This is a genomic window from Pseudomonas sp. SMV71 (genome assembly GCF_052042015.1).
GTDB lineage: Bacteria > Pseudomonadota > Gammaproteobacteria > Pseudomonadales > Pseudomonadaceae > Aquipseudomonas.
Map to the genome: position 1 here is coordinate 1 of NZ_JBKGGU010000026.1, position 12,954 is coordinate 12,954.

Annotated in this window: 12 protein-coding genes and 1 pseudogene; 5 read left to right on the forward strand and 8 right to left on the reverse strand. The window is 60.6% G+C overall.

Translation table 11 applies throughout. The features are described from left to right. Positions 1 to 75, reverse strand: a pseudogene (locus tag ACLEJQ_RS22540) (carbon starvation CstA family protein); the annotation flags it as partial. A 158-nt stretch (positions 76 to 233) separates the two neighbouring features. Between ACLEJQ_RS22540 and ACLEJQ_RS22545 the strand changes: the two are divergent. Continuing rightward, positions 234 to 590 (forward strand): PilZ domain-containing protein, encoded by a 357-nt coding sequence (locus tag ACLEJQ_RS22545; protein WP_440798600.1) that lies wholly within the window; start codon positions 234 to 236, stop codon positions 588 to 590. A gap of 168 nt (positions 591 to 758) precedes the next feature. Here the strand turns inward: ACLEJQ_RS22545 and radA are convergent, their stop codons facing one another. The 3 genes from radA to katB form a co-directional block, all read right to left on the reverse strand. Further along, positions 759 to 2,126, reverse strand: a complete 1,368-nt coding sequence (gene radA / locus ACLEJQ_RS22550; protein ID WP_440798602.1) for a DNA repair protein RadA — start codon at positions 2,124 to 2,126, stop codon at positions 759 to 761. A gap of 42 nt (positions 2,127 to 2,168) precedes the next feature. After that, a complete protein-coding gene (locus tag ACLEJQ_RS22555; RefSeq protein WP_440798604.1) occupies positions 2,169 to 2,720 on the reverse strand; it encodes an ankyrin repeat domain-containing protein in 552 nt (183 codons plus the stop codon). Positions 2,721 to 2,902: 182 nt separating this feature from the next. After that, complete coding sequence (katB, locus tag ACLEJQ_RS22560) at positions 2,903 to 4,444, reverse strand: catalase KatB (protein WP_440798606.1); 1,542 nt, start codon at positions 4,442 to 4,444, stop codon at positions 2,903 to 2,905. Between the two features lie 283 nt (positions 4,445 to 4,727). Between katB and mscL the strand changes: the two genes are divergently transcribed. Beyond that, positions 4,728 to 5,141: a large-conductance mechanosensitive channel protein MscL gene (gene mscL, locus ACLEJQ_RS22565; RefSeq protein ID WP_440798608.1), complete on the forward strand. Its 414-nt coding sequence runs from the start codon at positions 4,728 to 4,730 to the stop codon at positions 5,139 to 5,141. 160 nt (positions 5,142 to 5,301) lie between these two features. On the opposite strand, the gene ACLEJQ_RS22570 is transcribed toward mscL, so the two are convergent. Further along, the gene (locus ACLEJQ_RS22570) at positions 5,302 to 6,078 is read right to left on the reverse strand and encodes a ferredoxin--NADP reductase (RefSeq protein ID WP_440798610.1); all 777 of its coding nucleotides are present in this window, start codon (positions 6,076 to 6,078) and stop codon (positions 5,302 to 5,304) included. 252 nt (positions 6,079 to 6,330) lie between these two features. On the opposite strand from ACLEJQ_RS22570, the gene ACLEJQ_RS22575 reads away from it, so the two are divergent. Then, the gene (locus tag ACLEJQ_RS22575) at positions 6,331 to 7,071 is read left to right on the forward strand and encodes an autoinducer binding domain-containing protein (protein WP_440798612.1); all 741 of its coding nucleotides are present in this window, start codon (positions 6,331 to 6,333) and stop codon (positions 7,069 to 7,071) included. 182 nt (positions 7,072 to 7,253) lie between these two features. Next, positions 7,254 to 8,378: a methyltransferase gene (locus tag ACLEJQ_RS22580; RefSeq protein WP_440798614.1), complete on the forward strand. Its 1,125-nt coding sequence runs from the start codon at positions 7,254 to 7,256 to the stop codon at positions 8,376 to 8,378. 83 nt (positions 8,379 to 8,461) lie between these two features. Here ACLEJQ_RS22580 and ACLEJQ_RS22585 read toward each other — a convergent pair whose 3' ends face one another. From ACLEJQ_RS22585 to ACLEJQ_RS22595, 3 genes are read right to left on the reverse strand one after another with little or no spacing between them, the layout of a single operon-like run. Beyond that, entirely contained in the window at positions 8,462 to 8,632 is a 171-nt protein-coding gene (locus ACLEJQ_RS22585; RefSeq protein ID WP_440798616.1) for a DUF2474 domain-containing protein, read from the reverse strand. A gap of 14 nt (positions 8,633 to 8,646) precedes the next feature. Beyond that, the gene (gene cydB / locus ACLEJQ_RS22590; protein ID WP_440798618.1) at positions 8,647 to 9,654 is read right to left on the reverse strand and encodes a cytochrome d ubiquinol oxidase subunit II; all 1,008 of its coding nucleotides are present in this window, start codon (positions 9,652 to 9,654) and stop codon (positions 8,647 to 8,649) included. 3 nt (positions 9,655 to 9,657) lie between these two features. Beyond that, positions 9,658 to 11,097: a cytochrome ubiquinol oxidase subunit I gene (locus ACLEJQ_RS22595; protein WP_440798620.1), complete on the reverse strand. Its 1,440-nt coding sequence runs from the start codon at positions 11,095 to 11,097 to the stop codon at positions 9,658 to 9,660. Positions 11,098 to 11,572: 475 nt separating this feature from the next. On the opposite strand from ACLEJQ_RS22595, the gene ACLEJQ_RS22600 reads away from it, so the two are divergent. Beyond that, positions 11,573 to 12,823 (forward strand): MFS transporter, encoded by a 1,251-nt coding sequence (locus ACLEJQ_RS22600; RefSeq protein ID WP_440798622.1) that lies wholly within the window; start codon positions 11,573 to 11,575, stop codon positions 12,821 to 12,823. Positions 12,824 to 12,954: the final 131 nt, after the last annotated feature.

Sequence of the window (12,954 nt, forward strand, 5' to 3'; positions counted from 1 at the left end):
GCCCAGGGCGCACGCTCCCAGGACGGCCAGCAAGAGCCAGGGAATATGGCGCAGCAGGCTATTATTGTTTGTCATTTTTATATTCCAGCCAGGGTGGACAAGAAGGTTAGCCACCGGAGTTTAGCGCTAACCGTCGCAAAGGCCATACCCGACATTCGTCTGCCACCGGCCGAACGGTGCCGGTGACGCGCCAGTTGGGTCTATAGTCAATGAATCTCCGGAGGGAATGCGTAATGAGCGAACGTCGCCGCTTCGTACGAATCGAATTTCATGCACGGACTGAACTGAGCCAGGGGCCCTATATCTGGCCGGTGAAACTGCTGGACCTGTCTCTCAAGGGCCTGCTGATCGAAAAGCCCGAGCCCTGGCTTGGCAACCCTGAAGAACCCTTCATGGCCGACATCCACCTGAGCAATGAGGTGGATGTGCAGATGGAGGTTCGTCTGGCCCACGACGATCACGGCCACCTGGGTTTCGTCTGCGAGCATATCGACCTGGACTCCATCGCGCATCTGCGTCGGCTGGTGGAACTGAACCTGGCCGATCATGACGAACTGGAACGGGAGCTGGCGGCGTTGATCCAGATTTGAATCGCCAGAGCTTCCGTGGCGAAGGCGCTTGCTCCCGCTGGGCTGCGCGACAGCCCCAAGTCCAGCAACACCAAGCCCAGCAACCCGGTGTGTCAGAAAAATTGAGTGAAGTTTCCGGGCCTGCTTCGCAGGCCAGCGGGAGCAAGCTCCCTCGCCACGGGGAACGCGTTACTCAAACAACGCATCCAACGCCTGTTCCAAACGTGTCACCGCGATGATCTGCAACCCCACCGGTGCCTCCTTCGGCGCATTGCCCTTGGGCACGATGGCGCGTTTGAAACCGTGCTTGGCCGCTTCCTTGAGCCGCTCCTGCCCGCTGGGCACGGGGCGGACTTCGCCCGACAGTCCCACTTCACCGAACACCAGCAGGTCATGGGGCAATGGACGATTACGCAGGCTGGACATGACCGCCGCCATCAACGCCAGGTCAGACGCGGTCTCCAGCACCTTGACCCCGCCCACCACGTTCAGGAACACGTCTTGGTCGTGGGTCGGAATGCCGCCGTGCCGATGCAACACGGCCAGGAGCATGGCCAGGCGATTCTGGTCCAGGCCCAGCGTGACCCGGCGCGGGTTCGCCAGGTGGCTGTCGTCCACCAGCGCCTGCACTTCCACCAACATCGGGCGAGTGCCTTCCCACGTTGCCATGACCACACTGCCCGGCACTTCTTCCTGGGCACGTGTCAGAAAGATCGCCGAGGGGTTGGAGACTTCTTTCAGCCCCCTGTCGGTCATGCCGAACACGCCCAGCTCGTTGACGGCGCCGAAACGGTTCTTCACTGCCCGTAACAGACGCAGGCGCCCATCGGATTCACCTTCGAAATACAACACGGTGTCGACCATGTGCTCCAGCACCCGCGGGCCCGCCAGCGCGCCTTCCTTGGTCACGTGGCCCACCAGGAAAATCGCCGTGCCGCTCTGCTTGGCGTAACGCACCAGCAACGCCGCACTTTCGCGAACCTGGGACACACCGCCCGGGGCCGACTGGAGTTGCTCGGTGAAAATCGTCTGGATCGAGTCGATCACCATCACCTTGGGTTTTTCCAGGCGTGCCGTGGCGATGATGGTTTCAATGCAGGTTTCGGTCATGACCCGCAGCTGGTCCTGGGGCAACCCCAGGCGTCGGGCGCGCATGGCGACCTGTTGTTGCGACTCTTCACCGGTGACGTACAGCGCCGGCATGCGCGTGGCAATGTTGCACAAGGTTTGCAACAGGATGGTGGATTTACCAATGCCCGGGTCCCCGCCGATCAGCACCACCGAACCGTCCACCAGACCGCCACCGAGCACGCGGTCCAGCTCGCCGGAGGCGGTGGAGAAGCGCGGGATTTCCTCGACGCTGACTTCGGCCAGGGTCTTGATCTGCGCCTGCTGGCCGGCCCAGCCCGTGCGCCCGGTGGGCGCCGCTGCGCCGCCGCTTTCCACCATGGTTTCGGTCAGGGTGTTCCAGGCCCCGCACTCACTGCACTGGCCGGCCCATTTGGGAAAGGTCGAGCCGCACTCGGTGCAGCCGTACATGCGCTTTGCCTTGGCCATCTGAACCCCCGGGAAAAACCGCGATGATAGCCCAGGCGGAGGTCAACGAGGGGCCGGCATTCTGATTTCACCCTTGGCCAGATCCGTCGCGGTATTGCCCAGCGGGTCGGCGGCATCCAGGTCAGCGCCTTTGGCTTTCAAGGCATCCAGCAGTTCGACACGCTTGAACAGCCCGGCGTACATCGCTGCGGTCTGCCCTGCCGCGTTGCGCTGGTCGGGACTGCACTCGGTGGATAACAAGCGGCGGGCGATCTGCACCTCGCCCTTGAAAATGGCCCCCATCAGCGCTGTGTTACCGCGCTTGTCCTGGGCACAGGCATCGGCGCCGGCCGACAGCAGCCGCTCCACCGCAGGGCCCTGACCGTGATAAGCCGCCAGGATCAACGCGGTGTAGCCCTTTTCATCCTGGGTATCGAGGGCGTAGCCGGCCTCGATAAAGGTGTCGAGCATCGGCACGTCGCCCCGGCGGGCGGCGTCGAAATAATAATTTTGCAGTTGTTCCCGTATGGCAGCCGGGTCGGCCGGCACAGGCTGGTCGGCCAGCACGCCCGCCGACCAGATCGCAACTATCGATAATAGAAACCTGACCTTCATGAAATCTCCTTAAACGCGCTCCCACAGGGAATCGGGGGTGAGCAAATCCTCAGACCACACAAAGCCAATGTGGGAGCGAGCTTGCTCGCGATTGCGGTCTGTCAGCCGAATCTTCGCCGACTGGCCCACCGCTTTCGCGAGCAGGATCGCTCCCACAGGGTTAACCCCCTGCTGGCAGTCGGTCAATCGGTCAGTTTTTCCGCCAGTGCCTTGACCCGGGACAGGTCGCCCTTGGCGACACGGGCCACGCCAGTGCCGTATTCAGGATCAGCCTTGTAGAGGAACGACAGGATGATGTGCTTGCTTTCATCATCGGTGGTCGCCAGGGAGCCGCCGAAGCTTTCGATCAGATCGTTGCGTTCTTTCTGATTGAAGGAGCGGTACAGGTCACCGGCCTGCTTGAAGTTCTGCTCGCGCTGAATCTTCGCCTGCTGGGTACTGCCGCTCAGCGCGGTCTGGCTATAGCGGGCCGCCGGCTGTTCGTCGCGGGGCTCCAGCCGGCTCGGCTGGTAATTCACGCCGGTGCTGGTGCTGCCGGGGTTCATCGCACCATCCTGGTTACCGTTGTTCACCGCGACCTTGGGCGCGTTGATCGGCAACTGCAACGCATTGGCGCCCAGCCGATACATTTGCGTATCGGCATAAGAGAACACCCGGCCCTGAAGCAGCCGATCTTCCGAAGGCTCGATGCCCGGCACCAGATTGGCTGGGGCCATCGCCACCTGTTCGGTTTCCTGGAAAACATTCGCCGGGTTGCGGTTCAGAACCATCTGCCCGACTTTGCGCTCAGGCACCCCCGGCCAGATCTTAGTGGCGTCCAATGGATCGAAGTCGAACTTTGCCAACTCTTCAGGCTTCAATACCTGAACGTACAGATCCCACTTTGGAAAGTCCCCCTTGTTGATATGGCTGACCAAGTCGTTAGTCATATGACTGTAATCTTGCCCTTGAACTTTCACGACTTCTTTCGGATCGAGGTTTTTCAGCCCCTGCAAACTTTTCCAATGAAATTTCACATAGTGAATATCACCCTTGGCATTCACTAACTTGTAGGCGTGTACACCATTGCCATCCATTTCGCGGTAACTGGCCGGCGTACCGGAGTTGGAATACAGCTCGGTCAGAGTACGTGTCGCCTCTGGGACATGGGAGAAGAAGTCGAAACGACGTGAATCGTCGTCCAGATTGGTCCGCGGGTCCGGCTTGAAAGCGTGGACCATATCGGGAAACTTGATGGCGTCGCGGATGAAGAAGGTCGGGAAGTTGTTCCCCACCAGATCCCAGTTACCGTCGGCGGTGTAGAACTTGGTGGCAAAGCCACGAGGGTCGCGCAGGGTCTCCGGTGAATGGTTGCCATGCACGACCGCCGAAAAGCGCACGAACACCGGTGTGGTCTGGCCTGCGGCGAAGACCTTGGCCTTGGTCAGGTCGCTGAGGTCGTCGGACACCGTGAAGGTACCATGGGCGCCCGTGCCCCGGGCATGTACCACGCGCTCGGGAATGCGTTCACGGTCGAAGCGCTGGAGCTTCTGAATCAATTGCACGTCCTGCAGCAAGGTCGGGCCGTTGGGCCCCGCTGTCTGCGAGTTCTGGTTATCGCCGACCGCGGCACCGTTATCCCGGGTCAAGGTCGCGGCGTTGACGGAAAAAGACAGCAGGCCCGCCGTCAGCGCAAAAAGGGCACGACGGTGGGAAAACGTTCCGCCGCCAAGGGAAGTATTCATAGAAATTTCCTCTGATGTTATAGAGCGCATCCGTGTGCGCCCTTCAGAGGCTAGTGCTCGAAAATCCAAAACCTAAATAGAAAAGCCGTACCGCTTCGATAGAAAAAACGTTGTGGGGGATCGGTACTGAACCCAGTATCACGCGCGATTGATGGCACTTTGTAAACTTTTCGGCAGGCACTGGGTCGATAACTGAAGCTTTGTAAGCGGGCGTTTCAAGCGGGACGCGTCTGGCTGAATTACACTGCCACTCAAACTCATCTGTCACAAGGAACAATAACTCATGGGCGTGCTAAGCGAGTTCAAGGCCTTCGCGGTCAAAGGCAATGTCGTCGACATGGCCGTCGGGATCATTATCGGTGCCGCTTTCGGCAAAATCGTCTCGTCCTTCGTCGGTGATGTGATCATGCCGCCCATCGGTCTGCTGATCGGCGGAGTCGATTTCAGCGATCTGGCAATCACGCTCAAGGCCGCCCAGGGGGACACGCCTGCAGTGGTGCTGGCCTACGGCAAATTCATCCAGACCACCATCGATTTCATCATCGTGGCGTTCGCGATTTTCCTGGGCGTGAAAGCCATTAACCGCCTCAAGCGCGAAGAAGCCGTGGCGCCCAGTGCCCCTCCGGTTCCGAGCAAGGAAGAATTGCTCCTGACCGAGATCCGCGACCTGCTCAAGGCCCAGAACGAGCGGCCCTGAGCCCTCGTCAGAAGCAAGCTGGGCCGCTCAGATCTGTGGCGAGGGAGCTTGCTCCCGCTGGGCTGCGGAGCGGCCCCGGCTCTTTGCGATTGCTGCGCAATCGAGCGCGAGCAAGCTCCCTCGCCACAGGGGCGCGCGCTGAACTCCTGGGCGCACTCTCCTACCAATAGTTTTCCACCGCCACTTGGCCCGGCCGACGCGTAAGGCTCAGTTGCAACCCCCTGGCCTTGAGCAGCTTGCGCGTGTCGTCGATCATCTGCGGATTGCCGCACAGCATCACCCGTGAATGCTCCGGCGTCAGCGCCACACCGGCCGCACGTTCAAGTTCGCCGTTCTCGATCAACGCAGTGATCCGCCCATTGAGGGTCCCCGGATGCGCCTCGCGAGTCACGGTCGCAATGAAGCGAAGCTTGTGGGCGTACTCCGCCAGGTACTCGCGTTGGGCCAACCCTTCGATCAGCGCCTGATACGCCAGCTCACGGGCCTCGCGGACGCTGTACACCAGGATGATCCGCTCGAATCGTTCCCAGGCTTCGAAATCCTGGAGGATCGAAAGAAACGGCGCGACGCCCGTCCCGGTGGACAACAGCCACAGGTCCCGGCCGTCGACAAAACGATCCAGTGTCAGGTAGCCGAAGGCCTGGCGCTCCACCAGCAGGCTGTCACCCGGCGCCAGGCGACTCAGCTCGCTGGTGAACTCACCCTGCGGGACCACGATGGAAAAGAACTCGAGGAATTCGTCGAAGGGTGAAGACACCATCGAATAGGCCCGCCAGACGGTGGTGCCATCCGCCTTTTCCACACCCAGCCGAGCGAACTGGCCGGCGCGAAAGCGAAAGCCGCGATCACGGGTGGTGCGCAACGTAAACAGATGAGCGGTCACTGGTTGAACGTCGAGCAGGGTTTGGCGGGTGAACTTTTCTTCGCTATCGGTCATGGGCCACTCCAACAAAACTAGGCCTGTAGTGTCCCGCAAAGCGTGTATTTTAACCACCGAACAATTAGTGGCGGTTTAATAGCAATCGCCGCATTTTCGCGCCATAAATCAACAAAACTTATACAATTCAACACCATTTGTAATGCCTGATGATTCAAGATATATCTACCCCCGACCAAATCTGTTCAAAAAAACCTACGCGAAGTTAGGAATGGTCCTACACTGAATTTTCGCATCATGGATTGGATCCGCATGGACGAATCAACCCAGGAGAAAGCGATGGACAAGTGGAAGGACTTGCAACTGAAGAAGTTATCCTGCGAAAAAGATTTGCAGGCGGCTTATCGCCTGGTCCTTAATTTCTTTAACAATCAAGGCTTTGAATATTGCGCGTTTGCCACTTACCTCGGCAGCCCTGACAAGCACACCGGTAAGGTCAACCTGAATAATTACCCTTATGGATGGGACAGGTTCTATGAACAGAACGGTTACGCTTCAAACGATCCAGTAATAGCACATTGCAATCAATCAACGTTGCCGATTTTATGGAACGAGGGTGTTTTTGCCCGAGCCCCCAAGTTATGGCGCGAACTTAATCGACAGGGACTCAAACACGGCTGGACTCAGGCCATCCATGATGAGCACGGTATCCATTACATTCTGTTCAGCCTCGCAAGGACCCATTGCCCAATCGATATAGAGGAGCATTATGGCAACCTCGGCTACGCCATCTTCGCCAGTCAGCGTCTGCATGCCCTGGCCAGCAAGAAGCTGTCGGATGCCAACGCTGTCACCCACAAATATCATTTATCACCCAGGGAAATCGAAGTGCTGCGCTGGTCTGCCGAAGGCAAGACGGCCTCGGAGGTAGGCAGGATCCTTTGTCTTTCCGAGCGGACCGTGAATTTCCATGTGTGCAGTTGCATGCGAAAACTGAACGTCAGCAACAAGATTTCAGCGGTGGCCAAGGCAGCCCAGTTCCATGTGATCTGAGGAACGCAGCAGCCGCGAGGAGCAGAAAAACCCGCAAGTAATGTGCAGAAAAAGAACGTACCATTTACGGCTCCACTTGAATGATGACGCTGCTTGTACGCGACGCAGTTCATTCAAGCGGTCCCGCACAGACACCTCCATCCAGGCCGCGGGACTTTCGTTGATCTCCAGAGCCCCCAGCCATGCCCTTGCTTGACAGCCCCTTCGCCCGACTCGACCTGATCCGCCAGCCCGAACAGCAGAACGAACCGTTGCAAGCCTTCGATGCGGCCGACGAATACCTGCTCGCGTACCTGGCCGAACAACAACCCGCCCCGCAAACCCGGGTGCTGGTTCTCAACGACGGCTTCGGCGCCCTTGCAGCGAGCCTGGCCGGCAAGGTGGCGGTGCTCAGCAGCGGCGATTCGTTCCTGGCGCTGCAAGCGCTGGAGAAGAACCTGGTGCGCAACGGCCAACCTTTCGACGCGGTCCCGACATTGCCAGCGAGCGAGCCGCTGACCGGCCCGTTCGACCGGGTCTTGATCAAGGTGCCCAAGACCCTGGCCCTGCTCGAGGAACAGCTTATCCGTCTGCAAGGCCAACTGGCGCCAGGGGCCCAAGTGATAGCCGCCGCGATGATCAAACATCTGCCCCGGGCCGCCGGAGACCTGTTGGCACGCTACATCGGCCCCGTGCAGGCGTCCCTGGCGGTGAAGAAAGCCCGGTTGTTGATTGCGACCCCGGCCGTCGTGACACGGGCCGTATCGCCCTACCCGACCCGCTATTGGCTGGACGAGCCGAAAATCGAGCTGCTCAATCACGCCAACGTGTTCTGTCGCGAAGGGCTGGACATCGGCACCCGCGCATTCCTGCCGCACCTGCCGAAAAACCTGGGCCAGGCCCGGGTCGCGGACCTGGGTTGCGGTAACGGCGTACTGGCAATTGCCAGCGCCCTGCACAATCCCGAGGCCCACTACACGTTGGTGGACGAGTCCTACATGGCCGTGCAATCGGCCGCTGAAAACTGGCGGGCGGCCCTCGGCGAACGCGAAGTGACGGTCCGTGCCGGCGATGGCCTGGCCGGGCAACCCTCGCAATCATTGGACGTGGTGCTTTGCAATCCACCCTTCCATCAGCAGCAAGTGGTGGGCGACTTCCTGGCCTGGCGCATGTTCCAGCAGGCCCGCGAAGCGCTGGTGGTGGGTGGTGCGCTGTACATCGTCGGCAACCGGCACCTGGGCTATCACAGCAAGCTGGCGCGGCTGTTCCGGGGCGTCGAGCAAGTGGCCTCGACCCCGAAATTCGTGATCCTCAAAGCTCGCAAGTAAATAGCTCGCAAGTAATCTTTCCACTGTAAAAAACCCTCCTTTCGGAGGGTTGAAACCGTGCCGCAAGGCAACGGGATGGGAAATCAGTGGGTGGTCAGGCCGGCGGCGTTCATGAACATCCGCATCAGGCTGGCGACTACGAACAACGCCAGGACACTGCCGGCCCAGATCGCCGCCAGCCAGCCGAGCCGTTGCCAGAGCGGTTTTCGTTCGGCGGCCTCGATGTCTTTCAGATCAGGTTTGGCCATGTTCATCGCCTCGCAGTGGATCAGTGGTAACCGTCATCGTGGGTCACCTTGCCGCGGAACACGTAGTAGCTCCAGAAGGTGTACACCAGGATCAGCGGGATGATGAACAAGGTCCCGACCAACATGAAGCCCTGGCTCTGGGGCGGCGACGAGGCGTCCCAGATCGAGATCGACGGCGGCACGATGTTCGGCCACAGGCTGATGCCCAGGCCACTGTAGCCAAGGAAGATCAGCACCAGGGTCAAAATGAATGGTGTGTAGTTGGCGTTGCGGGCCACCGCCCGGAACAACCCGTACATGGTCACCAGCACCAGGATCGGCACCGGCAAGAACCAGAACAGGTTGGGCAGGGTGAACCAGCGCGCCGCAATGTCGGCATGGGCCAGCGGCGTCCAGATGCTGACAATCCCGATCACCGCCAGCACCACGAATGCCAGGGGTCGTGCCAGGTCATGCATCTGCTCCTGCAATTTGCCCTCGGTCTTCATGATCAGCCAGGTACAGCCGAGCAACGCATAGGCGGCAATCAGTGCCAGGCCGCAGAACACCGTGAACGGCGTGAACCAGTCCAGGGATCCGCCAGCATACTGGCGATTGACCACCTCGAAGCCATCGATAAACGCCCCCAGCGCAACGCCCTGGAAGAACGTGGCCGTCAGCGAACCGCCGATGAACGCCTTGTCCCAGAGGTGGCGTTTCTCGGCCTTGGCCTTGAACCGGAATTCGAAGGCCACGCCACGGAAGATCAGGCCGATGAGCATCAGGATCAGCGGCAGGTACAGTGCCGACAGCACCACCGAATAGGCCAGCGGGAACGCCCCGAACAGGCCGGCACCGCCCAGCACCAGCCAGGTCTCGTTACCGTCCCAGACTGGCGCCACGGTGTTCATCATCACATCGCGGTCGCGCTCGCCCTTGACGAAGGGGAAGAGAATGCCGATCCCCAGGTCGAAGCCGTCCATGATCACGTACATCATGATGCCGAAGATGATGACCACGGCCCAGATCAGCGGAAGATCAATACCCATGGCTCAATTCCCCTTGTTCGAGCGGTCGTTGTGGTCGGCTTCGTCGTCGCCTTCGTTGGCGGCCGACAATGGACGGGCCGGGGTGCGTTTCTGGCCCGGACCGCCATCGGTCGGCTCGGCCTCGTGGGCCACCGGCCCCTTGCGCACCAGGCGCATCATGTAGCTCAGGCCGGCGCCGAACAGCGCGAAATACACCACCACGAACAGCACCAGGGTGATGCTCATCTGGGCGAGGCTGTGGCCGGACGACGCGTCGGCCGTGCGCATCAGGCCATAGACGACCCAGGGCTGGCGGCCGATTTCCGTGGTGAACCAGCCGGCCAGGATCGCGATCAGCCCGGACGGCCCCATCCACAGCACCAGGTGCAGGAATGGTCGGGACTGGAAGATCCGGTCGTTGCGGCGCAGCCACAAGCTGCACAGGCCGGTGAAAATCATCAGCAGCCCGAGGCCGACCATGACCCGGAACGACCAGAACACGATGGTCGAATTGGGCCGGTCTTCAGGTGGGAATTCCTTGAGGGCCGGCACCTGCTTGTCCAGGCTGTGGGTCAGGATCAGGCTGCCCAGGTAAGGAATTTCCACGGCGAAGCGGGTCTTCTCGGCCTGCATGTCCGGCAGCCCGAACAGGATCAACGGGGTCGGCTCATTGCCGACGTTTTCCCAGTGGCCTTCGATGGCGGCGATTTTCGCCGGTTGATGCTTGAGGGTATTGAGACCGTGGAAATCGCCGATCACGGCCTGTATCGGCGCGACGATCAAGGCCATCCACATCGCCATCGACAGCATGCGGCGAACGGCAGGGTTGTCACGCCCGCGCAGCAAATGCCAGGCTGCCGACGAGCCAACGAAGAACGCCGTGGCAACGAACGCTGCGGTGGACATGTGCAGCAGGCGATACGGGAACGAGGGGTTGAACACCACCGCCAACCAGTCCACCGGTATCACCCGGCCATCTACGATTTCATAGCCTTGGGGGGTCTGCATCCAACTGTTGGAAGACAGGATCCAGAAGGTCGAGATCAAGGTGCCGATCGCCACCATGACCGTGGAAAAGAAGTGCAGGCCGCGACCGACGCGATTCCAGCCGAACAGCATCACACCGAGGAAACCGGCTTCGAGGAAGAACGCCGTGAGCACTTCGTAAGTCAGCAGCGGCCCGGTGACCGCGCCGGCGAAGTCCGAGAAGCGACTCCAGTTGGTGCCGAACTGATAAGCCATCACCAACCCGGAGACCACGCCCATGCCGAAGTTGACGGCGAAGATCTTCGACCAGAAATGGTACAGATCGCGGTAGGTGTCATCGCGGGTCTTGAGCCACAGGCCCTCGAGCACCGCCAGGTAACTCGCCAGGCCAATGGTGATGGCCGGGAACAGGATGTGGAACGAGATGGTGAACGCGAACTGGATTCGGGCGAGATCGAGCGCCTCCAAACCGAACATAAGTCTTCCTCTGTCAGGTAAAACCGGCTGCGGGTGGGGCCTGCATCACGGCCCCAGTGATATGGAGTGCAATGCTTTTCAAATCGTTCTTTTTAAAACCGTTACCACGCAGGATGCTGGCCGGATGGCCGCCAGTTCAGCGCCCAAAAGGGAATTGATCTGGGTCAAGCAATGCGTAAAGAGTAGTCGGATTATTGCCGATGAACGGCGTGGTCTTTTGTCGCGTGACAGGTTGTCTCAGTGCGGTTACCGGTCAATGGCACGCGCACCTGTGGCGAGGGAGCTTGCTCCCGCTCGACTGCTCAGCAGTCGCAAGATTTCAAGTCCGCTACGCAGCCCGGCGGGAGCAAGCTCCCTGGCCCAAGTATGCGGAACACCGGATATCGATGTTTGGCTAACTATTTTTCCAGTGGTCGTACCTCTTGGTTACAGCTCGGTGATAATCTCGATGCCTTCATCACCGGACCCATCATAGATGCCAAGCCAAGCGCCGTTGCTGCTCCGTCACCACCGCCCTTTCATTGCCTTCTGGCTGGCGCGGATCTTCACCGCCAGCGGCTTCCAGATGCTCACCGTGGCCATTGGCTGGAACCTCTATCAACTGACCGGCAACGTGCTGGACCTCGGCCTCGTCGGCTTGGTGGAGTTCGCGCCGCGCGTGCTGTTCATGCTCCACACCGGGCACGTCGCCGACCGTTATGACCGGCGCAGGGTCGCGGCGATCTGCCAGTCGTTGCAGGCGTTGATTGCCCTGGCGCTGGTGATCGGCAGCGCCACCGATCAGGTCACCCGGGAAATGATCTTCATCCTCGCGTTTTTGCTGGGCGCGGCCCGCTCCTTCGAGATGCCGACCACCCAGGCGCTGCTGCCGAGTATCGTGCCCGCCGCGCTGTTTCCCAGGGCGGTGGCCGCCGCGCAATCGGCCCAGCAATCGGCCACCATCGTCGCCCCGGCACTCGGGGGATTGCTCTATGCCTTCGGCAGCGTCTGGGTCTATGGACCGACTGTGCTGCTCTATGTCATTGCCTGTTGCCTGATGCTCAACCTGCCGGCCCGGCAAACCCCGTTGAACAAAGGCAAGGCGACCCTGGATTCATTGCTCGCCGGGATTCGCTTCATCCGCAGCCGGCCAGACATTCTCGGGGCGATCTCCCTGGACCTGTTCGCGGTGTTGCTCGGCGGCGCGACGGCCCTGCTGCCGGTGTTCGCCAAGGACATCCTGCTGACCGGTCCCTGGGGCCTGGGCCTGTTGCGCTCGGCGCCGGCGGTCGGGGCCTTGTTGATGTCGCTGTGGTTGGCGCGGTTCGCCGTGGAGCGCAAGGTGGGTCGGGTGATGTTCACCGCCGTGGGTGTGTTCGGCGTCGCCACCATTGCCTTCGGTCTCTCCACTTCGTTCTGGTTCTCACTGGCGGTGCTGGTGGTGCTGGGCGCGGCGGACATGATCAGCATGGTGATCCGCGCCTCGTTCGTGCAATTGGAAACACCGGATGAAATGCGCGGGCGGGTCAGCGCGGTGAATGGCCTGTTCATTGGCGCGTCGAACCAGCTGGGCGAGTTCGAGTCCGGCCTCACCGCCCACTGGTTCGGCACCGTGCCGGCGGTGGTCATGGGCGGGATCGGCACGCTGCTGGTGACCGGGGTCTGGATCAAGCTGTTCCCGACCCTGGCCAACCGCGACCGGATGCATGAGCCGGTGCACGAGGCGCCGGAAGCGACGAAAGCCTAGGGTTGTACGAAAAGTCGCCGAGCGGCGATCAGGCAAGGCGAAAACAGGCGAGGAAGCGGAGTTTACTGGTTGTAAATGAGCATTCCGAGCCTGTTTTCAACGCAGCATGATCGTCGCGCAGGCACTTTTCC

What these genes read in the sequence shown, in the direction of transcription:
- ACLEJQ_RS22545 (WP_440798600.1), top strand. Translation starts at nt 234, where the DNA reads ATGAGCGAACGTCGCCGCTTCGTACGAATCGAATTTCATGCACGGACT.
- radA (WP_440798602.1), bottom strand. Translation starts at nt 2,126, where the DNA reads ATGGCCAAGGCAAAGCGCATGTACGGCTGCACCGAGTGCGGCTCGACC.
- ACLEJQ_RS22555 (WP_440798604.1), bottom strand. Translation starts at nt 2,720, where the DNA reads ATGAAGGTCAGGTTTCTATTATCGATAGTTGCGATCTGGTCGGCGGGC.
- katB (WP_440798606.1), bottom strand. Translation starts at nt 4,444, where the DNA reads ATGAATACTTCCCTTGGCGGCGGAACGTTTTCCCACCGTCGTGCCCTT.
- mscL (WP_440798608.1), top strand. Translation starts at nt 4,728, where the DNA reads ATGGGCGTGCTAAGCGAGTTCAAGGCCTTCGCGGTCAAAGGCAATGTC.
- ACLEJQ_RS22570 (WP_440798610.1), bottom strand. Translation starts at nt 6,078, where the DNA reads ATGACCGATAGCGAAGAAAAGTTCACCCGCCAAACCCTGCTCGACGTT.
- ACLEJQ_RS22575 (WP_440798612.1), top strand. Translation starts at nt 6,331, where the DNA reads ATGGACGAATCAACCCAGGAGAAAGCGATGGACAAGTGGAAGGACTTG.
- ACLEJQ_RS22580 (WP_440798614.1), top strand. Translation starts at nt 7,254, where the DNA reads ATGCCCTTGCTTGACAGCCCCTTCGCCCGACTCGACCTGATCCGCCAG.
- ACLEJQ_RS22585 (WP_440798616.1), bottom strand. Translation starts at nt 8,632, where the DNA reads ATGAACATGGCCAAACCTGATCTGAAAGACATCGAGGCCGCCGAACGA.
- cydB (WP_440798618.1), bottom strand. Translation starts at nt 9,654, where the DNA reads ATGGGTATTGATCTTCCGCTGATCTGGGCCGTGGTCATCATCTTCGGC.
- ACLEJQ_RS22595 (WP_440798620.1), bottom strand. Translation starts at nt 11,097, where the DNA reads ATGTTCGGTTTGGAGGCGCTCGATCTCGCCCGAATCCAGTTCGCGTTC.
- ACLEJQ_RS22600 (WP_440798622.1), top strand. Translation starts at nt 11,573, where the DNA reads ATGCCAAGCCAAGCGCCGTTGCTGCTCCGTCACCACCGCCCTTTCATT.